The following is a 22,156-nucleotide window of genomic DNA, read 5'->3' as shown; positions in this document are numbered from 1 at the left end:
CTCCTCAGCCTGTAGCCGTCTCGTCCGCAAGATAGCGGCCGGTTGCAGCGAAATAGACCATTTCTGCGACATTGGTGGCGTGGTCGCCAATCCGCTCGAGGTTCTTCGCGACGAACAAAAGATGCGCGACCTGGCTCACCGTACGCGGATTTTCGACCATGAAGGTGACCAGCGTGCGGAAGATCGAGTCGTAGAAATCATCCAGAGCATTGTCGCGCTCGCAGATCCGGGCAGCGGCCTCCGCATCGCGCGCCGAAAACGCGTCCAGCACATCGTGCACCATGTCGCTGGCCAGCTGCGCCATGGCCGGCAGAATTGAGATTGCCTCGATGCGGTCCTCACCCTCGGTATGGATCATCGGCACGCGCTTGGCGATGTTCTTGGCGTAGTCGCCGATACGCTCAATCACCGCAGCTATCTTCAGCGCGGCTATCACTTCGCGCAGGTCGTCAGCCATCGGCGCACGCAGTGCGATCACTCGCACGATGAGCTTCTCCAGCTCCGCCTCGATCGCATCGATCTGCTTGTCCTTTTTACGGACCTCCTTGGCGAGGGCAGTATCACCGCGTGACAGCGCTTTCATCGCGTCGTGGATCGCCTGCTCGGCGAGGCCGCCCATTTGGGAGATCAGGGCGCGAAGCTGGCTGATGTCCTGATCGAACGCCTTGACGGTGTGTTCGTGGCCGGTTGCCATTAGCCGTACCTTCCGGTGATATAGTCCTTCGTCCGTTCCTCGCGAGGTGCGGTGAAGATGTTGTCGGTGTCGCCATATTCCACCAGATTACCCAAGTGGAAGAATGCGGTGCGCTGGCTGACGCGGGCCGCCTGCTGCATGTTGTGCGTAACGATCACGATGGCGTAGCGGCCGCGAAGTTCGTGAATCAGTTCCTCGATCTTGGCGGTGGCAATCGGGTCTAGCGCCGACGCCGGCTCGTCCATCAGGATTACCTCGGGATCGACGGCGATGGCGCGCGCAATGCAAAGCCGCTGCTGCTGGCCGCCAGACAGAGCCGTGCCGCTGTCGTTGAGGCGGTCCTTCACTTCTTCCCACAGCCCGGCGCGACGCAGCGACCGGGCGACGATTTCCTCCAAGTCGGCTTTGGAGTTCGCCAGGCCGTGGATTCGCGGGCCGTAGGCGACGTTCTCGAAGATCGACTTCGGAAAAGGGTTCGGCTTCTGGAACACCATGCCGACGCGCGCACGCAGCTGCACCACATCCATCCCCGAGGAATAGATATCCTCACCATCCAGCGTAATCTGCCCTTCGACTCGCGCGTTGCCGATGGTGTCGTTCATGCGGTTGAGGGTCCGCAGGAACGTCGACTTGCCACATCCCGAGGGCCCGATGAACGCCGTCACCCGGTCCATGTCGATGTCGATCGAAACGTTCTTCACGGCCTGCTTTTCGCCGTAGAAGACGCTCACGTCTCGTGCGGTCATCTTGTGCGGAGCGTCGGTCATCACCAGCGGGTCTCGAACTTGTTACGAAGATAGATGGCGAGCCCGTTCATGGCGAGCAGGAACACCAGGAGCACGATAATCGCGGCGCTGGTTTTCTCGACAAAGCCGCGGCTGACTTCGTCGGACCACAGGAAGATCTGCACCGGCAGCACCGTGGCAGGATCGGTCAGGCCACCGGGCGGCGTGACGATAAAGGCGCGCATGCCGATCAGCAGCAGCGGTGCGGTCTCGCCGAGTGCGCGCGCCATGCCGATGATCGTGCCGGTCAGAATACCGGGCATCGCGAGCGGAAGGACGTGGTGGAACACGACCTGAATCGGGCTGGCGCCGATTCCCAGCGCAGCGTCGCGAATCGAAGGTGGCACCGCCTTGATCGCGTTACGGCTGGCAATCACGATCACCGGCATGATCATCAACGCCAGTGTCAGGCCACCCACCAGCGCCGCCGAACGCGGCAGGAGCGGGCCCACGCGATAGCCAAACAGCGACCAGCTGCCGAGAAACACGGCAAGTCCCAGCAAGCCGAAGATGATGGAGGGGACCGCAGCCAGATTGTTGATCGACACTTCGATCAGGTCGGTCCAGCGGTTCCGCGGCGCATATTCCTCAAGGTAGATCGCGGACAGGACGCCGACGGGGAAGGCGATCAGGAACGTTACGAACATCGTGAGCAGCGACCCCTTAAGCGCGCCCCAGATGCCCACCGCCACCGGATCGGTGGAGTCCGAGACCTTCAGGAAGTCCAGATTTAGATGCCGCGACACCAAACCCGCATTTTTAAGCTTGGCTACAGCGGCGAGGATCTCCGACGTGCCGCGCCCAGCCATAGCTTGATCGACCTCGCTAGAGGCCGGCACGCGCATTTGCGTCTTGCGGTCCAGAACCGAGGCGTCGTGCTTGATCGCCTTGCGAACGCTTACCCAAGCGTTGTCAGAGATATAGCTTTCGCCGCCCGGCCCGAAGGCCGCTGCGGCTGCAGACTTCACTGCGTTTTCCAGCCCAGCGCCGGCAAGGGCGAGGTCGGCTCCCGCGGTGTCAAGTTGCGCGCGTTCCACCATCATCCCGCTCGCGGGGAAGTCGATGGGCAGCATGATCTCGGTACGCGTGAAGCCTCGCCAACCCTGCGCCACCATCGTCACGAGCAAAAAGGCGAGAAATGCGGCTGAAAGCACGACGGCGGCGATGCCGAAGAAGCGGAAGCGACGCTCGGCCCGATAACGTTTGCGGATACGGCGCTGCATCGCAACCGTCTTCCAATCGGTCGGTGCCCGCTCCTGTGCCTGCGTGGACTGAGTGGCGCGAGCGTTATTCATAAGCTTCGCGGTACCGTTTCACGACGCGCAAAGCGACGATGTTGAGCAGCAGCGTGATGACGAACAGCGTCAGGCCCAGCGCGAACGCGGCGAGCGTCTTGGGGCTGTCGAATTCAGATTCGCCGGTAAGCAGATCGACGATCTGTTTGGTAACCGTGGTCGCGCTTTCGAAAGGATTGAGCGTGATGTTCGCGGCGCCGCTGGCCGCCATCACCACGATCATCGTCTCACCGATCGCGCGGCTTACTGCGAGTAGAATGCCGGCGACCACCCCCGGAAGCGCGGCGGGGATCAAGACGCGGGAAATCGTTTCGCTTTTGGTGGCACCCATCGCCAAGCTGCCGTCACGCATCGCCGTTGGCACTGCTGCGATCGAGTCATCCGCCATTGACGATACAAACGGGATGATCATCACGCCCATCACCAGCCCGGCAGCGAGCGCGCTTTCCGAGCTTGCATAGGGGTATCCGAACGCCACGGCCAGGTCGCGAACCGCGGGGGCGACGGTCAGCGCAGCGAAATAGCCATAAACGACGGTTGGAACGCCGGCGAGAATCTCCAGGATCGGTTTCATCCAACGCCGGACCTGCGGCGCCGCATATTGCGTGAGATAGATCGCGCTCATCAACCCAAAAGGAATAGCGACGATCATGGCGATCACTGCGCCGATGAAGAACGTTCCCCAGAATAGTGGCACTGCCCCCAGAGAACGGCCCGGACGCGCGGGATCAATGACTTGCGGGCTCCAATGCGTACCAAACAGGAAGTCGGTGATCGACACCTGTCCAAAGAAGCGGACCGATTCCCACAAGAGCGAGAGAAAAATGCCGACCGTCGTCAGGATCGCGATCAGCGATGCCACCAACAGCATCAGCATCATGCCGCGCTCCACGCTGCTGCGCGCGGGGAAGCTCGCACGGATGCGAGTGAAGGCGTAGGCACCGCCGGCAAAGGCGAGGAGAATGGCCCCGGCGGTGCCGATCCAGTCGTACCGTACCTTGGCGGCCCGGGTGGGAGCGACCAGCTGCTGCGCCACGGGATCGAAGGCGGCGACGCCCGGCTGCTCCGCCACGCGGCTAGCTTCGGCGAGGAGCGCGTCGCGCTCGAAGTCGAATTGAGGCAATTGCGATGCGGCAGGGTGTTCCAGCACAGTTTGCTTCACCAACGCCGGCGATATGGCGCCCCACGCCGCCACGAACAATAACGCTGGAAGCACGACCCACATGGCAACGAAAAAGCCATGCTGAGCGGGCAGGGAATGGAGCCGCTTGGCGCCGCCACGATCGAAACGTGCGGCGCGGCTGCGTGCGGTTAGCCAGCCAATCAGGCCGAGCCCAGCGACCAGGAACATGAGGGCGAAGGCGTTCACGACAGCAGCCTCAATGCAATTCTGCGGGCTTCAGCGCCCGCCGCTGCGCGATCACCTGGGCAGCCTGCGCACGGACATCCTCGGGCGCGGCAATCAGCCCGCGCGAAGCCAGCCTGCCATTGGGGCTCCACATCGTGCTGTAGAGCGCAAGAAAATCTGCAAGGCCGGGGACTGCTCGCAAGTGCCGCTTCTTCACGTAAAGATACAGCGGGCGTGCGCCTGGATATTGTCCCGATGCAATGGTTTGCGCACTGGGTACGACGCCATCGATAGGCGCGCCCTCCAGCCGGTCGGCATTCTCTTCCAGATAGGAATAGCCGAACACGCCCAGCGCGTTCGGGTTGGCGGACAATCCTTGGACGATCAGGTTATCGTTCTCGCCTTTGTCGATATAAACGCCGTCGTCGCGGATGCGCTTACAGCGTTCGTCGAACGCGGCCTGGCTGGTCTGGGCCTTGAGTGCCTTAGCCTCCGGGTCCACGGCTGTGCAACCCGGCGCCAGGATCAGTTCGACCAACGCGTCGCGTGTGCCGCTGGTCGAGGGTGGGCCCATGATTTGGATGGGAAGCGCTGGAAGGGCTGGGTTCACGTCGCGCCACATGCGGGCGCGGTTGGGCCGCCCATATGGACTGGCTGCGAGCGCCAGATAAAGATCGCGCTTTGACAGGTGGAGGCCAGGGCCCTTCTTCGCCTCGGCGATTGCCACCCCGTCGATACCGATCTGCACTTGCAGGATCTCGCCGACGCCATTGCGCTGGCACAGCGCATATTCGGATTTCTTCATCTGCCTCGATGCGTTGGCGATGTCGGGATACTCCCAACCCACGCCAGCACAGAAGCGGGCAATGCCCCCGCCGGTGCCGATGGACTCCACGACCGGCGCTTTGCGCCCGCCGTCCTGGTTTACAAAGGCTTCGGCTACAGCGGTGGTGAAGGGATAAACGGTCGAGGAGCCAACGACACGGATTTCCCGCGCCGTGTTGCTGCCACAAGCGGTCAGCGCAAGCGCGCCCGCTACCAGTGCCAGCTTGCCAATAATTGCCGTTCCCCCATTTCGCAGCACGAGTCGTGCAAACGGCACGCGAGGGGCGCTGTCTTGCAACACGGTTACGCCTTTATGACACGGTCTGGAGCGGGAGGAGGATGTTCACGGTCGTGCCCTTGCCCACCACGCTGGAGATGTCCAGCCGGCCGCGATGACGCTCGACGACATGTTTGACGATCGCCAGACCCAGGCCCGTTCCCCCTAAAGAGCGGCTCCGGCCTGAATCGACGCGATAGAAACGCTCGGTAAGCCGTGGCAGGTGTTGCTGTGGGACGCCTTCGCCCTCGTCCGAGACGGTGAGGCGCACCATTGAGGTGCCTTCGGGTACGAGGCTGATCGTGACCGGCGTATGCTCACGCCCATATTTCATCGCGTTGCCGATGATGTTGTGGAGCAACTGGCTCAATTGCGACGTGTCGCCGCGAACCGGCGGCACGTCGGCGACTTGCGTCACCAGGTCGGCGGCACGCGGACTGCCGGAGAGCTCTTGGCACACTTGTCCGATCAGTTCCCCCAACGCCACCGATTGGCTAGGCGCGCGATACTTCTCCGCCTCGATCCGGCTCAGCGAGATCAGGTCGTCGATGAGGCGCTGCATCCGCCGTGCCTCACCGAACATGATCTTCAGGAAGCGTCCACGGATATCGGGATCTTCCCCAGCCTCGTCGCTCAGTGTCTCCACATAGCCCAGCAGCGACGCGAGCGGCGTGCGGAGTTCGTGGCTGGCGTTTGCGACGAAATCGACGCGCATGCGCTCCGCGGCATAGTTTCCGGTACGGTCGATCAGGTGGACGACGCGCCGGCCTCCGTCGAGATTGCGAATCCGCATCTCCCACCGCTGCTCGCGTGTCCCCAGGCCAACCAAATAGATTGGGCCGGCATCGATCCCGTCCTGGGGGTCCATCAGCCGTTCGGCCGCAGCTGGGTGCCGGATGGCGACTCGCACATCCTCGCCTAGGATATGCTGCCCGAGCAACTCACGCGCACCGAGGTTCGCCGCTTCGACATGGTTATCCGCAATGACCAGCAACGGTTCGGCAATCGCCTCGATCACCGCTGCGATTGTCGAATCGAGTTTCGGGCCAACCGGAACGGCCGCAGGCGAGGCTGGGTGAACCTCCTCGGCGCCGCCCGACGCGACCAGAACCGCGGCCACGCCCGATACGAGCACGATCAACGCCGTCTGAACGTCGCCGTTGATCAACAGGCTGGCGAGCGTCCCGACGGCGATTAGGGCAATAGCGAGCAGAGTGCGTAGTCCGAGAAACACTGGCATGGCCATGTTCTACCGTAACTGAACGCTCAAGCGAGGGCCGATTTACGATTGCGAAAGAGGCCTTGTTGCAGAACAAGGATCTATGGCCGACGATCAACAAGGACCCGAGGCGACCCGACGCCGTGCGCTCATGCTGGGTGCGGCCGGCGCATCAGCAATTGTGTCCATTCGTCCAGCTCTGGCGCAGACCAGCGCCTCGATCGCTAATTGTGAGATTCCGGTACCCGATGCCAGCCGCGCCGGGAGCTATATCGCGGCGGACGGCTCACTAGTTCCCACGGGTACCCCAGGCGCGTTTCCGCCGCCCAGTGGCGCGTTCAAAGCGGAAGATGTTCGTCGCGCGCTAGCCGGTGGCAACTTGCCGGGTGCGGATTACAACAGCAGCCGCGCCTACACCAACTACATCCGTCGGCTTCAATCGGGCACTAGCGGCTTCACCTGCTTTGCGTCGTTGCAGATGCCGCGCGGCTGAGGCCGTGGAGCCTATTACTTACCGCGCGGCTCCCGGTGCGACGCTGCGAATCGTCCCGCTCGATGCTTTGACGCTTATCTATCATCGCACGTCGGGCGCCACCCACGTGGTTGACTCGCCGGTCCCCGAGATTCTCGAGATGCTGGGCGACGAAGCGCTGACCTCGGTGGTTCTGCTGGCGCGGCTTTCAGATCGTTTCGCAATACCCGATGCAGACCTTTCCGCGCTTGAGGCCAGGTTGGATGAACTCGGTGCCTGCGGGTTGGTTGATCGCCGATGCGGCACCTGACTGAGCTGCGGATCGGGCCGGTCGGTTTTCGGATCGGCAGCGACTGGCAAGAGCCAATCGAGTCCATCCGCGATTTGTACCGGGATTATCCTGCGCCTGATGACCAAATCGCGGACTTCAACGTCCACCTGTTCGCCGCGCGTCCATGGCGGCGCTTTCTGCGTCCCGCGGTTCATATAGGCGGCGACTTCGTCATCCCGGATGCGGCGCCCTTGCCACTGTCGCAAGGATTGCTGGCTGCCGAAATGGCGATGAACCTGCAAATGGCACTGGGCCAGCGCCGGTATCTGCTGCTTCATGCCTCTGCCGTGGAGCGCGACGGCAAGGCGGTGCTCATGACCGGGCTCTCGGGCGCGGGAAAGTCCACCCTCGCTGCGCTGATGATGTCGCGCGGCTGGCGGTTGATGGGCGACGAATTTGCACTGATCGACCCCGCCACCGGACGTGTGCACGGCTTTCCCAGATTGGTTAGCCTAAAGAATGCCGCGATCGATGAAGTCATGCGTGCACTGCCCAAGGCACGGTTTGGGCCCGTTCTAAAGGGAACGCCGAAGGGCACGATACGGCATCTGGTGCCGGACGCGCGATCCATTGCGGCAATGGGGGAAGCTGCCGTCCCGGCGCTTTTGCTGTTCCCCAGCTTTGGGTTCGATGCCGATGAGCGTAAGGTGCTTCCAAGTGAAGTGTTCGTCCGATTGACTCAAGCTTCGACCAATTACGTCGCCATGGGTGAGCATGGCTTCACAGCACTGACAGACTTGGTACGCAGCGTGCCTGCGCAGGCGATCGACTATCCGGACACCACGACTGCGCTAGCTCAGGTTGAGCGGCTATGGGACGCATTGTGAGCGACGGCCTGCTTCTCGCCGGCGCGTTGCGGGACCCGATGTCCACCACCATCCTCGACAGCAAGGATTGGAATGCGCTGCTCGCGATCGCGCGTGCGGAGCAACTGATCGGCAGTTTGGCTTGGAGGCTGCATGGCGTCGAGGTGCCGGTGCCCGTGACGAGGATATTGGAGGACGCGCGCCGATCCGCCGAGCAGTGTCGCGTCGCCGCGTTGTGGGAAGCCGAGATGACTCGGCGGGCGTTTGGTGCGGCGGATATTCCGGTGATCTTGCTGAAAGGCACCGCCTTCGTTGCAGCTGGCCTTGCTGCAGGAGTCGGCAGGTCGATCGGTGATCTCGATATCCTGGTTCCGCACGAGCGGATCGATGCTGCAGAAGCGGCGCTACTGGCGGCAGGATGGGAATGGGTGAAATCCGACGCCTATGACGATGTCTATTACCGCCGCTGGATGCACGAGCTCCCACCTCTGATCCATCGTGAGCGTGACCGCATGATTGATGTCCACCACACGATCTTGCCGCTGACCGCGCGCGTCAGGCCCAATGCGGCGGCGCTGATCGCTGACAGTGTCGAATTTGGCAGTGGGTTGCGCATGCTTTCACCGCAAGATGTGATGTGCCACGCGGCCGCGCACTTGTTCGCCGATGGAGACTTGGCGGGTGGGTTGCGCAACCTGTGGGACATGCACTGCCTGCTCGACGAGTTCGGAAGTGAGGGTCTTGTGACGCGCGCTGATCTGCATGGCCTTGGGAGCGCGGTAGCGCGGGCGGCGCGGCTGTCGCACGCGCTGTATGGAACACAGGTGCCCGAAGGTTGGCAAAGGCTTCGCGGGGCTGACCCGCTGTACCTGCGCCGCCTGACTGCGCGGGATGGCTGGGGTAGACCGACGCGGCGGCTGACGCGGTTTGGATTTTACGTGCGTAGCCACGCAATCCGGATGCCGCCGACGATGCTGTTGCGCCACTTGTGGACCAAGTGGCGCAAGGGACATGTGCCGCGCTGACGGTTACGCTCCGTGATAGCGTGGTGCGGGCTTGTCGCGTGAGGCATCCTTCGCGACCAGGGCCTCGGCGGCGACGTAATTGTCCCAATTGCGAATGTCAGGGAGCGAAGGGATGCAGACAGGCTCGTTCATTTCCAGCGCGCGAAGCGAGGCGACGACGAGGTCGTCGGGTTGCATCACGCGTTCGGGAGGAAAGTTTTCCAGCGCGTTGCCGGCGATTTCGTGAAAGTCGGTGGCGATCACGCCCGGCACCAGCAATTGCACGCGGACGCCGGTTCCTTGAGCTTCGGCCTGCATGTGGCGGGTGAAGGCCATCACGTAGTTTTTCGAAGCGCCGTAACCGGCATTGCCGGGCATTTGCATGAAGACGGTGCCCGAACATAAGTTGACGATAGTGCCGCGGCGGAGGGCTGTCATGGACCGCATCGCCGAGGCGGAAAGCCTGGAAAGCGCGATTATGTTGACACGCAGCATCGCGTCGAGGGCTTGCGTGTCGAGTTCGGCGACCTTTCCGCGGGCGGCGAAGCCGGCATTGTTGACGAGAAAGGCGATGTCACCTTTGTCGATCCGCCCCACGACCATGTCCACCCCAGCGTCGGCGCCAAGGTCGGCGGCAAGAACTTCGGCCTCCGCCTGGGTGGTGTCGCGCAGCTCGGCGGCAAGTGCCTCGAGGCGGTCGGCGCGGCGGGCGACGAGGACCAGATCGTGGCCGGTGCGGGCAAGGTGCTCGGCATAGCTCTTGCCGATGCCGGCGGAAGCGCCGGTTACCAGCGCGCGGGGACGTCCATTGCTCATGCGGTGCTCCTGTGGTTCGGCTGGCCCAAACGCGTGAGCGCGGGCACAAGCTCAACGAAATGATCGATCACTGCGTCCGGGTTCAGATCGTGTACGCCGTGTCCCAGAAAACCGAAGCTGACGGCGACCACCGGCACCCCGGCGTTGCGCGCGGCCTCCACGTCGAAGCGGGAGTCGCCGACGAACGCGGCCCGGCCGCCGCCGCAGCGGCGGATCATTTCGAGAATGGGCAGCGGGGAGGGCTTACCTTCGCCCACCGTGTCGCCGCCGATCACGGTGGCGAAGCGGTCCGCCAGCCCCATGTCCGCAAGCAGCCTGACCGCGAGATGCTCGACCTTGTTGGTGACCACCGCCAGCGTCGCGCCCGCCTCTGCCAAGCCGTCGAGCGCCGCCACGAGCCCGGGATAGGGCCGGGTACCGGCCGTGAGATGGGCTTCGTAGAAGCCCATTAGCTGGGGATAGCTCCGGTCGACGAGCTCGGGGGTGCAGTCGCCGCTTGCTTCCAGTCCCTTGGCAAGCATGCGCCGCGTGCCTTCGCCGACCATCGAAGTCACCTGCGCGCGCGAAAGCGGCGGCCGTTCGAGCCCGTGCAGGACATGGTTAAGCGCCGCCGCCAGGTCCGCGCTGGTGTCGAACAAGGTGCCGTCTAGATCGAAGCCGACGATGTCGTGGGGGAAAGCTGCCATGGCGGCAGGCGTGGCAGCTACCCTATGGAAATGGCAAGCGCGGCGTGGCAGGAGGGCGCCCGGAGGGGTATCCAATGACATCGCCGATCGCCGCCATCATTCTTGCCGCGGGCAAGGGCACGCGGATGAAATCCGACACGCACAAGGTGCTGCACCCGATCGCGGGCAGGCCGATGCTGCTGCACCTGATCGACAGTGTCGCCGCACTCGATCCCGCGCGCACCGTGGTGGTGGTGGGCGCCGGACGCGAGCAGGTCGAAGCGGCCGTGCGGCCGCTTGGTGCCGAGACCGTGGAACAGGCCGAGCAGTTGGGCACCGGCCACGCAGTGTTGCAGGCCGAGGCGGCGCTGGCCGATTTCACCGGTGACGTGCTGATCCTTTATGGCGACGTGCCACTGGTCACCGCCGAAACGCTGCGCCGGATGCTCGACCGGTTGCACATGCCCGACATGCCGGCGACCGTGGTTCTGGGCTTCCGGCCCGCCGATCCTGGCGCCTATGGCAGGCTGATGGTCGATGCGGATGGAAGCCTGCGCAGGATCGTCGAGTTCAAGGACGCCACACCCCAGGAGCGCGCCGAGACGCTGTGCAATTCCGGGCTGATGGCGGTGCGCTCCGCCGATCTGTTCAGGCTGCTGGCGCGCGTGACTAACACCAATGCAGCGGGCGAATATTATCTGGTCGACCTCGTTCAGCTGGCGGCTGAGGATGGCCGCACGTCGGCGGTGGTGGAAACCGACGCCGGAGAAGTCAGCGGCGTCAACAGCCGTGGCGAGCTGGCGGCACTGGAGGCCGAGTGGCAGCGCGCCCGGCGTGCCCGCGCGATGGCGGAGGGCGTCAGCCTGGTCGCGCCGGACACCGTCTGGTTCGCGCATGACACGGTGCTGGGCCGCGACGTGACCATCGAGCCGAACGTGGTGTTCGGCCCGAAGGTAGAAGTGGGCGACCGCGTCACCATCCACGCCTTCAGCCATCTTCAGGGTGCCAAGGTTTCCACCGGCGCCGATATCGGTCCCTATGCCCGGCTGCGTCCCGGCACGGTGATCGGGGAGGGCGCTCGTGTCGGCAATTTCGTCGAGACAAAGAATGCAGTGCTGGAGGCAGGCGCCAAGGCCAATCACCTGACCTATCTGGGCGATGCGCGGATCGGCGCACGGGCGAACATTGGCGCAGGCACGATCACCTGCAATTACAATGGGTACCTGAAGCAGCGCACCGAGATCGGCGCAGGCGCGTTCATCGGGTCGAACAGCGCGCTGGTGGCGCCGGTGCGGATCGGCGACGGCGCCATCGTCGCGGCGGGCACCGTGGTGACGCAGGATGTCGAGGCCGACGCGCTCAGCCTGACGCGCGCGCCGCAAACGGCCAAGCCCGGCTGGGCCAGGAAATTCCGTGAAGTGATGCAAGCCAGAAAGGCAGCAAAGTAACATGTGTGGAATCGTCGGGATCCTGGGCAAGGAAGACGTCGCCGATCGCCTGTTCGACGGGCTGAAGCGGCTGGAATATCGCGGCTATGACTCCGCAGGTATTGCCACCATCCATGATGGCGCGATCGATCGCCGCCGCGCGGAGGGCAAGCTGGTCAATCTGGGCAAGCGGCTGGCGGAAGCGCCGCTGCCCGGCGTGATCGGCATCGCCCATACCCGGTGGGCGACGCATGGCGCGCCGACCGAGGACAATGCCCATCCGCACATCGTCGGCGACGTGTCGATCGTGCACAACGGCATCATCGAGAATTTCAAGCCGCTGCGCGACGCGTTGATGGCGGAAGGGCGGACCTTCCGCAGCCAGACCGACACCGAAGTTGTGGCGCATCTGGTCAGCCGCGAACTGGAAGGGGGCAAGAGTCCGCGCGAAGCCGTGGCGGCGGTGCTGCCGCAGTTGCACGGAGCCTTCGCGGTCGCGTTCCTGTTCAAGAACGAACCCGACATGCTGATCTGCGCGCGCCTGGGTGCCCCGCTGACGGTAGGCTATGGTGAGGGTGAGAACTATCTTGGGTCCGACGCGCACGCGCTCGCGTCGCTCACCCAGCGCATCGTCTATCTGGAAGAAGGCGATTGGGCGGTGCTGACCCGCGACCGGATCGAGATCTTCGACAAGGGCAATGCCGCAGTGGAGCGCCCGGTGGTCCAGTCCGGCGCGTCGGCGGCGCTGATCGACAAGGGCAATCACCGTCACTTCATGCAGAAGGAGATCTACGAACAGCCGGTCGTGGTCGCCCAGACGCTGCAATCCTATCTGCGCCCGGTGGAGCAGAAGGTCGCGCTGCCCGACATGAGCTTCGACCTGTCCAAGATCGAGCGCGTCGCCATCGTGGCGTGTGGCACCGCCAGCTATGTCGGCATGATCGGCAAATACTGGATCGAGCAGTTCGCGCGGTTGCCGGTCGAAGTCGATGTCGCGTCCGAGTTCCGCTATCGCGATCCGGTGCTGCTGCCCAATACGCTGGGCGTGGTGGTGAGCCAGTCGGGCGAGACCGCCGACACGTTGGCCGCGCTGCGCCACATGAAGGCCAACGGCGTCACCACCGCCGGCATCATCAACGTCCCGACCAGCTCGATGGCGCGCGAAGTCGACCTGTTGCTGTCGACGCATGCGGGTCCGGAGATCGGCGTCGCGTCGACCAAGGCGTTCACCTGCCAGCTGGCGGTGATGGCCGCGCTGGCGGTCAACCTTGCCCGGGCGAAGGGCAAGCTGAGCGAGGAAGCGGAGCGTGAGATCGTGCGGCACCTGATCGAGGCGCCGGCAGGGATCAATGCCGCGCTGACGCACGACGCCGATATCGAGGCGATGGCGCACACCATCGCGGCGGCGCGCGACGTGCTGTATCTGGGGCGCGGGCCGGATTACCCGCTGGCGCTGGAAGGCGCGCTGAAGCTCAAGGAGATCAGCTACATCCACGCCGAAGGCTATGCCTCGGGCGAGATGAAGCATGGGCCGATCGCGCTTATCGACGATTCGGTGCCGCTGATCGTGCTGGCGCCCTCCGGCCCACTGTTCGACAAGACGGTGTCGAACATGCAGGAAGCCAAGGCGCGCGGCGCGCGGGTGGTGCTGATTTCCGATGCGGCAGGGCTGGCGCAGGCCGGCGAGGATGCCGTTGCGACGATCGAGATGCCGCAGGTGCATCCGCTGATCGCGCCGCTGGTGTACGCCGTGCCGGTGCAGTTGCTGGCGTACCATGTCGCGGTGGCCAAGGGCACGGATGTGGATCAGCCGCGGAATCTGGCGAAGTCGGTCACGGTGGAATAGCGGGCTACGCGGGCAGGTGGCGGCAAGGTCTTACCAGGATGGAGACTTATTAGCCGCCGGGCAGCTTTCGTTCTAAAGTCGGCCGTTCAGTTCGGCTAACCGCACACCCGAAAGCGTGGGGTGGACGCCCCCCTGACGGCATGGATGTGCCAGAGTGGAGGTGTTGAAACGCCACTGTAGGAGGCGTCCGTGGGTGAGGTTAGCACAGTCGGCATTGATCTGGCGAAGTCGGTTTTTTTCAGGTTCATGGGTCGCATCTGCGCGGCACGGTGATCTTCCGCAAGAAGCTGCGGCGAGATCAGGTCTTGGCGTTCTTCTCGCCACTGCTGCGATGCGTGGTGACGATGGAGGCGTGTGCGAGTGTGCATCGAAAGGTCGTACCTGATCGCGCGATTAGGGCATTTGATCGCGCACTGCTGGACGATGTTACTTGCAGGTGAAAGCTCTTGTTCGAGCGGGATCTGCAAGGAGAATTGACTATGCGCCATCTTAAGCTCTTGACTGCATCTGCTATGTTGCTTGGCGTGACTTCAGTGCCCGCGGCCCAGGCCTCCGCATCCCTTCTGTCGCTACAAGGCGAGGCGGCCGTCGGCGAGGCCTCCAGCGGAGCCGCGAACGGAGGCGTCATCATAATGGCGATCGGCGCCGCTGCTATCATCGGAGGGGCAATAGTGGTCGCTTCAGATGATGATGACGATGAGCCCGATAGCAACTAAGCGCTTCCTATAAAGAGCAGGCTGGCCAGCGGCGTCTCGCGACGTCGCTGGCCTTTCCTTGCTAGTGAGGTTCCAGCACTGCGCGCCACTCCTCAACCATGCGATGGCCTGAGCAATGCGAATTCCTCCAACGAGGGCATCCTCGCGGCGGGCCGCTCGGAAGCTCGAGGAACAGGCGCCAAAGCAGTGGTACACTCATGACCGGCAACGATGGCTTCCGCCTAAATCTCGGTTATTCCATAGATCAACGTGGCGCCCTCAAACCGGCCGCTTAGGCAGCCGCCCTTTCCCCCGCACGAGTCTGGCATGGAGCTATGCCGGCCAACTTGGTCACTTCGCCAGAAAACCTTCGGCCATGGTACGATAGGCGTGCACGGCCTTTGGAAGGGCAATGTCTGGGGCGTCGCTCGCGCCGACCCAGAGAGCGGCGTCAAAGGCCGCGCCGCTTAGCAGGCGCGATGCCGCCTCGACGTCAACAGGCTTCATGACGCCGCGCGCGACCAGGTCAGCTACGGCTTGCTCGGTGGTGGCCAGGCAGGCGTTCTGGCTGGGCCATTGGGATGGATCACCCAGAATTGCAGGGCCATCGAGCAGAACGATGCGGCGTATCTGTGGATCGAGCGCCATCTCGATATAGGCCGTGGCCTCCGCCAGGAGGCTCTCCCAAGGGTCGTTGACCTGCGCCCCCGCCTCCTTTGCACGAGTGGCCATTTCACCATCGACCTGCGCGATGACAGCCGCGAGCAACCCCTTTTTGTCGCCAAAGCCATGGTACAGCGCGCCGCGGGTCAGACCGACGCTTGCGGTAAGTTCGTCCATCGAGGCGGACGCAAACCCGGCTGTAGCGAACGCTTCGCGAGCGGCCGAGATCAGCTTCTGCCGATTGGCTTCCATCGTTTCGGCGCGGCTCTTTCTTGGCATCATAACTGTTCCACATACGTGCCGTATGTGGATTGACAGTGTTGCCAGCAGCTCACATACGCTCCGTATGCAATGTGCACCCGGTGGTCGATCATGTCCAGCGAAGCGTGTTGCAAGGAGAGATCAAGATGGCTCAACGTGACGTGGTATTTCCCGCCGACCGCCACGCCCTTTACGAGGCGCATGGCTATTCCGCTGCCGTAAAGGCAGACACCCTATTGTTCGTGTCAGGCCAGGTCGGCAGCCGCGCCGACGGTTCGCCGGAACCCGACTTCGAGGCACAGGTCCGCCGCGCATTCGCGAACCTTCAAAGTGTCCTGCAGGCGGGTGGATGTGGCTGGGACGACGTGATTGACGTCACGACCTTCCACACCGATCCTGAACAGCAATTCGGCACAATGATGGCCGTCAAGGCCGAGATTTTCGGTGAACCACCGTACCCCAGCTGGACTGCGGTCGGTGTGAACTGGCTTGCCGGTTTCGACTTTGAAATCAAGGTGGTTGCCCGAATCCCTACACCCGCTTGATCCGGCACCTTTCCTATTTTTCGGGACGGCAAGGATCGTCATCTGCCTCCCGGAAGCCGCCATCCCTTCGTGACCTGCCTTGAGCTGGGTCCCGCTGCCTTGCAAAAAGTAGAAGAAGCGGGATCCCGGCTTGAGACCTGGATGACGATGGAGGGTCAGCGGCGCAGCGCCAGCACTGCCTGGGCGCGCTTGAGGTGGGGCATGTCGAGCATCGCGCCATCCAGGCCGATCGTGCCGGCACCGGGGTTTGCGGCGAAGGCGGCGACGATGCGCTCGGCATGCACCAGTTCCTCCGATGACGGCGAGAAGGCCTGGTTGATCACCGGGACCTGATCGGGGTGGATCGCCATCATCCCTTTGAAACCCGCGCGCCGGGCCCGGGTGGCGACCTTTTCCAGACCCTCCAGATCGCGGAAGTCGCCATGGATGGTTTCGATGGCCGTCACGCGTGCCGCCGCCGCGCCGGCCAGGCAGAGCGAGCGGAACAACTGGTAGGGGAACTCGTATTCGCCCGCTTCATCGCGGTTGTCGCTGGCGCCGAGCGCGGCGGCGCTGTCTTCGGCACCCCAGGTGAGCGCCGACAGGCGAGGGCAGCCGGCATAGTCGCCCAGGCCGAACAACGCCGGGGCGGTTTCGGTGGCGATGGCGATGGTCGGGATGGCGCCGAGCGGCAGGCCGGCGGCGGCTTCAAGCGCGGTCAGATAATGGTGCAGCCGATCGGCTTCGGCGCGAGTCGCCTTGGGCAGCATGATGCCGTCGGGCCTGGCCTGCACGATCGCGGCGAGATCATGGATGCCGTGTTCGCTCTCGAGCGGGTTGATGCGGACCCACGAGGGCTGCGGCCGTTCGGCATTGGCCAGCCGATCGGCGACCAGCGCGCGCGCTTCGGCCTTTTTCTCCCAGGCGACGGCGTCTTCGAGGTCGAGCAGCAGCAGGTCGGCAGCGCTGGAGGCGGCGCGGACCAGCTTGCGTTCGGAGTCGCCGGGGACGAACAGCAGCGAGCGGGCGGACAGGGGCTGGGTCATGCGCCAGACGTAAAGCGCGGGCGCGGGCGCGTAAACCGTGCGCCGCTACCCCTGCGTTTCGCCGCAGGCGCGCACGGCGTCCAGAACCGGCGCTGCCCATTCCCTGCGGCAGATCAGCAGGTCAGGGATGCTGGTGTCCGCCTGGTTATAGACGATGGGCGATCCGTCGATCCGCGACACGTGCAGGCCCGCGGCAAGTGCCACTGCGGCCGGGGCGCAATTGTCCCATTGATGCTGGCCGCCGGCGTGGAGATAGATTTCAGCCTCGCCGCGCACCACCGCCATTGCCTTGGCGCCGGCCGAGCCCATCGGAACGGATCGCGCGCCGATCGCCTGGCCGACATCGACGCAAAGCGGGACGGCGCGGCTGCGGCTGACGAGCATGCGTGGCGGCTGGTGCGCGGGCAGGAGCGCGGGCGGGTTGGCGCTCGACAGCGTAATGCCGAGCCGGGGGAGCGCGACTGCACCGACCATGGCCACGCCGTCGATCGCAAGGGCGACGTGCACCGCCCAGTCGCCGCGCCGCTCCGCGAACTCCTTGGTGCCGTCGAGCGGGTCGATGATCCAGACGCGCGAGCGCCCGAGCCTCTCGGGATCGTCCGCGGATTCTTCGGAGAGGATGGCGTCGTCGGGCCGGGCGGCACGCAGTTGCTCAAGGATGCAATGGTTCGCCTCGCGGTCGCCGCGGTCGCCGCTCGCGCAGTCAGCCTGGATGGCGAGCAGCAGCTTGCCGGCCTCGGTGGCGAGCGCGGTAGCGAGTTCGGCGTCGTCGTGCAGGTCCGTCATAGCACCGGCGACCATATGCCCATGATTTCCTCCACGATCCGCTCCGCTGCTTCTTCGGGCGTGCAGCGCGTCGTGTCGATACGGATCTCTGGGTTCAGCGGCGGCTCATAGGGGCTGGAGATGCCGGTGAAGTGCGCGATCTCGCCGGCGCGGGCCTTTTTGTAGAGGCCTTTGACGTCGCGCGACTCGGCCTGCTCCAACGGCGTGTCGATGAAGATCTCGAAGAACTCGCCGTTGGGCACCATCGAGCGGGCGAGGTCGCGCTCGGCCCGGAAGGGCGAGATGAAGGCAGTGAGGACGATGAGGCCGGCGTCGGTCATCAGCTTGGCGACTTCACCCACGCGGCGGATATTCTCGATGCGGTCGGCGTCGGTGAAGCCGAGATCGCGGTTGAGGCCGTGGCGGACATTGTCGCCGTCGAGCAGGAAGCTATGCTTGCCAAGCGCGTGCAGCTTCTTTTCGACCAGGTTGGCGATGGTCGACTTGCCCGATCCCGACAGGCCGGTGAACCAGAGCAGGCGCGGTTGCTGGCCTTTTTGCGCGGCATGAGCCTCACGGGTGATCTCGGTCGCCTGCCAGTGGACGTTCTGGGCGCGGCGGAGCGCGAAGCTGAGCATGCCGGCGGCAACGGTGGCGTTGGTGGCCTTGTCGATCAGGATGAAGCCGCCGAGATCCTGGCTGTCGGCATAGGGTGCGAAGACGAGCGGGCGGTCGGTTGCGATCTCCGTGACGCCGATGTCATTGAGGCTGAGCGTCTTGGCCGAGGTCTTCGCCAACGTGTTGATGTCGACGACATGTTCGGGGACGCGGACGACGGCGCTGACCGTCTGGGTAGCGAGCTTGAGCCAATAGGCGCGGCCAGGAAGGAGGTCTTCACCGTCCATCCACACCAACGTCGCCTTGAACTGGTCGGCGGCCTGGGGCGGCGCGTCGGCGGCGGCGATGACGTCGCCGCGCGAGCAATCAATTTCGTCGACGAGGGTTAGGGTTACGGACTCGCCCGCGCCGGCTGCCTCACGGTCGCCGCCGAGCGCGACGAGGCGAGCGACGTGGGTGGTGCGGCCGGAGGGGAGAATGCGGACGGCGTCGCCGGGGCGCACGCTGCCGCTGGCGATCAGGCCGGCAAAGCCGCGAAAGTCGAGATCGGGGCGGTTGACCCACTGCACCGGCATGCGGAAGGGCTGCGTGCGGGCGGCTTCCACCTCAACCTCGACGCTTTCGAGATGATCAAGCAGCGCGGGGCCATCGAACCAAGGCATGGCGCCCGAGCGCGCGGCGATGTTGTCGCCCTTGAAGCCCGAAATTGGGATGGGCGTGAACGCCGCGATGCCGATCGACTGGGCGAAGGCGGCATAGTCGGCGACGATGTTGGCATAGGCCTGCTGATCATAGCCGATCAGGTCCATCTTGTTCACCGCCAGCACGATGTGGCGGATGCCGAGCAGGTGGCAGAGATAGGAGTGGCGGCGGGTCTGCGTGAGAACGCCCTTACGCGCGTCGATCAGGATCACCGCCAGATCGGCGGTGGACGCGCCGGTGACCATGTTGCGGGTGTACTGCTCGTGGCCGGGCGTGTCGGCGACGATGAACTTGCGCTTTTCCGTCGCGAAGAAGCGGTAGGCGACGTCGATGGTGATGCCTTGCTCGCGCTCGGCGGCGAGACCGTCGACCAGGAGGGCGAAGTCGATCTCCTGCCCCTGCGTTCCGAGCCGTCTGCTGTCCGCCTCCAGGCTAGCGAGCTGATCCTCGAAGATCATCTTGGAATCGTACAGCAGCCGCCCGATCAGCGTGGACTTGCCGTCGTCCACCGACCCGCAGGTGATGAAGCGCAGCAGCGACTTGTTCTGGTGCTGGCGGAGGTAGCTGGAAATGTCGGACGCGATCAGCGCGTCGGGGCGGTAGGAGGTCATCAGAAATAGCCCTCCTGCTTCTTCTTTTCCATGCTGGCGGCCTGATCGTGATCGATAGCGCGGCCCTGGCGTTCGGAGGTGGTGGTGAGCAGCATCTCCTGGATGACCTGCTCCAGCGTCGCGGCCTCGCTCTCCACCGCGCCGGTAAGCGGGTAACAGCCGAGCGTGCGAAAGCGCACCGAGCGTTCCACGGGGGCTTCTCCGGGGCGCAGGCGGAAGCGAGCGTCGTCGACCATGAGCAGCATGCCGTCGCGCTCCACCGTCGGGCGCGGGGCGGCGAAATAGAGCGGCACGATCTCGATCTGCTCGGCCAGGATGTACTGCCAGATGTCCAGTTCGGTCCAATTAGACAAAGGGAAGACGCGGATGCTCTCGCCCTTGTTCTTTCGGGCGTTGTAGACGCGCCAGAGCTCCGGGCGCTGGTTCTTGGGGTCCCAGCGGTGGCTGGCGGTGCGGAACGAGAAAACGCGTTCCTTCGCGCGGCTCTTCTCCTCATCGCGCCGCGCGCCGCCGAACGCCGCGTCGAAGCCATATTGGTCCAGCGCCTGCTTGAGCCCCTCGGTCTTCCACAGATCGGTATGCAGGCCGCCGTGATCGAACGGGTTGATCCCCTTAGCGAGCGCATCGGGGTTCTGGTGGACGATCAGGTCCATGCCTGCCGCCTGCGCGGCACGGTCGCGTAGCGCGTACATCGCCTGAAACTTCCAGGTCGTGTCGACGTGGAGCAGCGGGAAGGGCGGCGGCGCGGGGTAGAAGGCCTTGCGCGCCAGGTGCAGCATGACCGCGCTGTCCTTGCCGACCGAATAGAGCATCACCGGGCGCTCGGCTTCGGCCACCACCTCGCGCAGGATATGAATACTCTCGGCCTCAAGCCGCTCGAGATGGGTGAGCGCGGGTAGGGAAGACGCGCTATGCGCTGGAACGGCCGGAGATTGCAGCATGTCGCCGATCTAGGAACTGCTTCGAATGGCGGCGATCTAGTTTATGTTTAGCCCACAATACTCGCCGACCGTTCCGGTCACGGCGCTTCAAGCACCTAATCGTGCTTGGGCTTTCCCACGCCCACCAAAGTCAGACCGGCGCGCTTGGCCTCAGCGGGTGGATAGATGTTGCGCAGATCCACGAGCAGCGGCGTCTTGAGCGTGGCCGCCATGCGCTTGAGATCCAGCGCACGGAACTCATCCCACTCGGTCACGATCACCAGCGCGTCGGCATCTTGCGCGGCGACATAGGGACTGTCGCAGAACGCGACGCCGCTCAGCATCGGCTTGGCTTGTTCGACGCCTTCGGGATCATAAGCGCGCACCGTCGCGCCTGCGTCCTGAAGCGCGGCTATCACCGATAGGCTGGGCGCATCGCGCATATCGTCGGTATTGGGCTTGAAGGTCAGGCCAAGCACCGCGACCGTCTTGCCATGCGCGTCCCCACCCATAGCCTTGATCACCTTGCGGCCCATTGCGCGCTTGCGGGTGTCGTTCACCTGGACCGTGGCTTCGACGATCCGCTGCGGGGTCTCGTGATCGGCCGCAGTTTTAAGCAGCGCCAACGTATCCTTGGGGAAGCACGAGCCACCATAGCCCGGGCCGGCGTGCAGGAACTTGCCGCCGATGCGGTTGTCCATGCCAATGCCACGCGACACTTCCTGCACGTCCGCGCCGACGGCTTCGCAAAGATCGGCGATCTCGTTGATAAAGGTGATCTTCACCGCAAGGAAGGCGTTTGCCGCGTACTTGATCAGCTCGGACGTGCGGCGGCCCGTGAACAGCACCGGGGCATTTTGATTGAGCGAGAGCGGGCGGTAGATGGCGCGCATCACCTCGCGCGCGCCTTCGTCATTCGTGCCGACCACGACGCGGTCAGGGCGCTTGAAGTCCTCGATCGCCGCGCCTTCGCGTAGGAATTCAGGATTGGATACCACCTTAGCGCCGCTGTTCGGCGCAACTTCGGCGAGAATACGCTCGACCTCGTCGCCAGTGCCGACCGGCACTGTCGATTTGGTGACGATGACGCTGGAGCCGGTCAGGTTCTCGGCGATCTCGCGCGCAGCTGCGAAGACATAGGATAGGTCGGCATGGCCATCGCCGCGCCGGCTGGGCGTGCCGACTGCGATGAAGATCGCGTCGGCATCCTTGATGCCCGCGGCCAAATCGGTGGTAAAGGACAGGCGCCTAGCCTTTACGTTGCTCGCCACCAACTCGGCCAAGCCGGGCTCATAGATCGGCATGATGTTCTGGTGCAGGAGCTCAATCTTGCGGGCGTCCTTGTCGACGCAAACAACTTCGTGGCCAAAGTCGGAGAAGCAGGCGCCGGAAACCAGACCCACATAGCCTGTGCCGATCATCGCAATACGCAACGCAGTTCCCCTTGGGGTGAAGGACCTCAGCGCCCTTAACGAAGCCCCGCGCGAGAGCAAGTGCAGGTGCTCGAAAAGCACCCTGCCACATCCTGGTTCGTCTCACCC

The 22,156-nt window shown here is 64.2% G+C and carries 22 protein-coding genes and 1 pseudogene; 9 read left to right on the top strand and 14 right to left on the bottom strand.

All coding sequences use genetic code 11. The annotated features are described in order from the left end of the window. Positions 1 to 4 precede the first annotated feature (4 nt). Genes phoU through FHT02_RS08695 form a run of 6 tightly spaced genes read right to left on the bottom strand, consistent with a single transcriptional unit; the run spans position 5 to position 6,464 of the window. The gene (phoU, locus tag FHT02_RS08720) at positions 5 to 694 is read right to left on the bottom strand and encodes a phosphate signaling complex protein PhoU (protein ID WP_184086582.1); all 690 of its coding nucleotides are present in this window, start codon (positions 692 to 694) and stop codon (positions 5 to 7) included. Beyond that, entirely contained in the window at positions 694 to 1,461 is a 768-nt protein-coding gene (pstB, locus tag FHT02_RS08715) for a phosphate ABC transporter ATP-binding protein PstB (protein ID WP_184086580.1), read from the bottom strand. The genes phoU and pstB overlap by 1 nt, the downstream gene beginning before the upstream one ends. Then, on the bottom strand, positions 1,461 to 2,774 hold the full coding sequence (gene pstA, locus FHT02_RS08710) for a phosphate ABC transporter permease PstA (RefSeq protein WP_246352277.1): 1,314 nt from the start codon (positions 2,772 to 2,774) through the stop codon (positions 1,461 to 1,463). The genes pstB and pstA overlap by 1 nt, the downstream gene beginning before the upstream one ends. Continuing rightward, positions 2,767 to 4,143 (bottom strand): phosphate ABC transporter permease subunit PstC, encoded by a 1,377-nt coding sequence (gene pstC / locus FHT02_RS08705; protein WP_184086578.1) that lies wholly within the window; start codon positions 4,141 to 4,143, stop codon positions 2,767 to 2,769. The genes pstA and pstC overlap by 8 nt, the downstream gene beginning before the upstream one ends. 10 nt (positions 4,144 to 4,153) lie before the next feature. Continuing rightward, positions 4,154 to 5,206 (bottom strand): substrate-binding domain-containing protein, encoded by a 1,053-nt coding sequence (locus FHT02_RS08700; protein WP_425506423.1) that lies wholly within the window; start codon positions 5,204 to 5,206, stop codon positions 4,154 to 4,156. A gap of 52 nt (positions 5,207 to 5,258) precedes the next feature. Then, a complete protein-coding gene (locus tag FHT02_RS08695; protein ID WP_184087054.1) occupies positions 5,259 to 6,464 on the bottom strand; it encodes an ATP-binding protein in 1,206 nt (401 codons plus the stop codon). Between the two features lie 82 nt (positions 6,465 to 6,546). Here FHT02_RS08695 and FHT02_RS08690 point away from each other — a divergent pair, with 82 nt between their 5' ends. The 4 genes from FHT02_RS08690 (at position 6,547) to FHT02_RS08675 (ending at position 9,077) form a co-directional block, all read left to right on the top strand. Next, complete coding sequence (locus FHT02_RS08690) at positions 6,547 to 6,936, top strand: hypothetical protein (protein WP_184086576.1); 390 nt, start codon at positions 6,547 to 6,549, stop codon at positions 6,934 to 6,936. A gap of 67 nt (positions 6,937 to 7,003) precedes the next feature. After that, positions 7,004 to 7,225: an HPr-rel-A system PqqD family peptide chaperone gene (locus tag FHT02_RS08685; protein WP_343056872.1), complete on the top strand. Its 222-nt coding sequence runs from the start codon at positions 7,004 to 7,006 to the stop codon at positions 7,223 to 7,225. Beyond that, positions 7,213 to 8,073, top strand: coding sequence for an HprK-related kinase A (locus FHT02_RS08680; protein ID WP_184086574.1), 861 nt, complete (start codon positions 7,213 to 7,215; stop codon positions 8,071 to 8,073). The genes FHT02_RS08685 and FHT02_RS08680 overlap by 13 nt, the downstream gene beginning before the upstream one ends. Continuing rightward, on the top strand, positions 8,058 to 9,077 hold the full coding sequence (locus FHT02_RS08675; protein WP_184086572.1) for a nucleotidyltransferase domain-containing protein: 1,020 nt from the start codon (positions 8,058 to 8,060) through the stop codon (positions 9,075 to 9,077). Before FHT02_RS08680 ends, FHT02_RS08675 begins: the two co-directional genes overlap by 16 nt. Before the next feature lie 3 nt (positions 9,078 to 9,080). On the opposite strand, the gene FHT02_RS08670 is transcribed toward FHT02_RS08675, so the two are convergent. Beyond that, entirely contained in the window at positions 9,081 to 9,872 is a 792-nt protein-coding gene (locus FHT02_RS08670) for an SDR family NAD(P)-dependent oxidoreductase (protein ID WP_184086570.1), read from the bottom strand. Then, positions 9,869 to 10,558, bottom strand: coding sequence for an HAD-IA family hydrolase (locus tag FHT02_RS08665; protein ID WP_184086568.1), 690 nt, complete (start codon positions 10,556 to 10,558; stop codon positions 9,869 to 9,871). Before FHT02_RS08665 ends, FHT02_RS08670 begins: the two co-directional genes overlap by 4 nt. A 74-nt stretch (positions 10,559 to 10,632) precedes the next feature. Here FHT02_RS08665 and glmU point away from each other — a divergent pair, with 74 nt between their 5' ends. The 4 genes and pseudogenes from glmU (at position 10,633) to FHT02_RS08645 (ending at position 14,526) form a co-directional block, all read left to right on the top strand. Further along, positions 10,633 to 11,985: a bifunctional UDP-N-acetylglucosamine diphosphorylase/glucosamine-1-phosphate N-acetyltransferase GlmU gene (gene glmU / locus FHT02_RS08660; protein ID WP_184086566.1), complete on the top strand. Its 1,353-nt coding sequence runs from the start codon at positions 10,633 to 10,635 to the stop codon at positions 11,983 to 11,985. A gap of 1 nt (position 11,986) precedes the next feature. Further along, entirely contained in the window at positions 11,987 to 13,810 is a 1,824-nt protein-coding gene (gene glmS / locus FHT02_RS08655; protein ID WP_184086564.1) for a glutamine--fructose-6-phosphate transaminase (isomerizing), read from the top strand. A gap of 189 nt (positions 13,811 to 13,999) precedes the next feature. Beyond that, a pseudogene (locus FHT02_RS08650) lies at positions 14,000 to 14,178 on the top strand (IS110 family transposase); the annotation flags it as partial. 111 nt (positions 14,179 to 14,289) lie between these two features. Further along, positions 14,290 to 14,526 (top strand): hypothetical protein, encoded by a 237-nt coding sequence (locus FHT02_RS08645; protein ID WP_184086562.1) that lies wholly within the window; start codon positions 14,290 to 14,292, stop codon positions 14,524 to 14,526. A gap of 330 nt (positions 14,527 to 14,856) precedes the next feature. Here FHT02_RS08645 and FHT02_RS08640 read toward each other — a convergent pair whose 3' ends face one another. Beyond that, positions 14,857 to 15,450, bottom strand: a complete 594-nt coding sequence (locus tag FHT02_RS08640) for a TetR/AcrR family transcriptional regulator (RefSeq protein ID WP_246352276.1) — start codon at positions 15,448 to 15,450, stop codon at positions 14,857 to 14,859. Positions 15,451 to 15,575: 125 nt separating this feature from the next. On the opposite strand from FHT02_RS08640, the gene FHT02_RS08635 reads away from it, so the two are divergent. Further along, positions 15,576 to 15,974: a RidA family protein gene (locus FHT02_RS08635; protein WP_184086560.1), complete on the top strand. Its 399-nt coding sequence runs from the start codon at positions 15,576 to 15,578 to the stop codon at positions 15,972 to 15,974. Between the two features lie 155 nt (positions 15,975 to 16,129). Here the strand turns inward: FHT02_RS08635 and FHT02_RS08630 are convergent, their stop codons facing one another. The 5 genes from FHT02_RS08630 to FHT02_RS08610 form a co-directional block, all read right to left on the bottom strand. Continuing rightward, a complete protein-coding gene (locus FHT02_RS08630) occupies positions 16,130 to 16,999 on the bottom strand; it encodes an HpcH/HpaI aldolase/citrate lyase family protein (protein ID WP_184086558.1) in 870 nt (289 codons plus the stop codon). Positions 17,000 to 17,044: 45 nt separating this feature from the next. Further along, entirely contained in the window at positions 17,045 to 17,785 is a 741-nt protein-coding gene (locus FHT02_RS08625; protein ID WP_281393096.1) for a 3'(2'),5'-bisphosphate nucleotidase CysQ, read from the bottom strand. Further along, complete coding sequence (cysN, locus tag FHT02_RS08620) at positions 17,782 to 19,695, bottom strand: sulfate adenylyltransferase subunit CysN (protein ID WP_184086554.1); 1,914 nt, start codon at positions 19,693 to 19,695, stop codon at positions 17,782 to 17,784. The genes FHT02_RS08625 and cysN overlap by 4 nt, the downstream gene beginning before the upstream one ends. Beyond that, positions 19,695 to 20,636: a sulfate adenylyltransferase subunit CysD gene (gene cysD, locus FHT02_RS08615; RefSeq protein ID WP_184086552.1), complete on the bottom strand. Its 942-nt coding sequence runs from the start codon at positions 20,634 to 20,636 to the stop codon at positions 19,695 to 19,697. Before cysD ends, cysN begins: the two co-directional genes overlap by 1 nt. Positions 20,637 to 20,731: 95 nt before the next feature. Then, positions 20,732 to 22,048, bottom strand: coding sequence for a UDP-glucose dehydrogenase family protein (locus FHT02_RS08610; protein WP_184086550.1), 1,317 nt, complete (start codon positions 22,046 to 22,048; stop codon positions 20,732 to 20,734). Between the last annotated feature and the right edge of the window lie 108 nt (positions 22,049 to 22,156).

It is taken from the genome of Sphingomonas xinjiangensis (assembly GCF_014199255.1).
Classification (GTDB): Bacteria; Pseudomonadota; Alphaproteobacteria; order Sphingomonadales; family Sphingomonadaceae; genus Sphingomonas; species Sphingomonas xinjiangensis.
The sequence above is the reverse complement of the archived record's forward strand: the minus strand, read 5'-3'. Positions and strand labels throughout refer to the sequence as shown.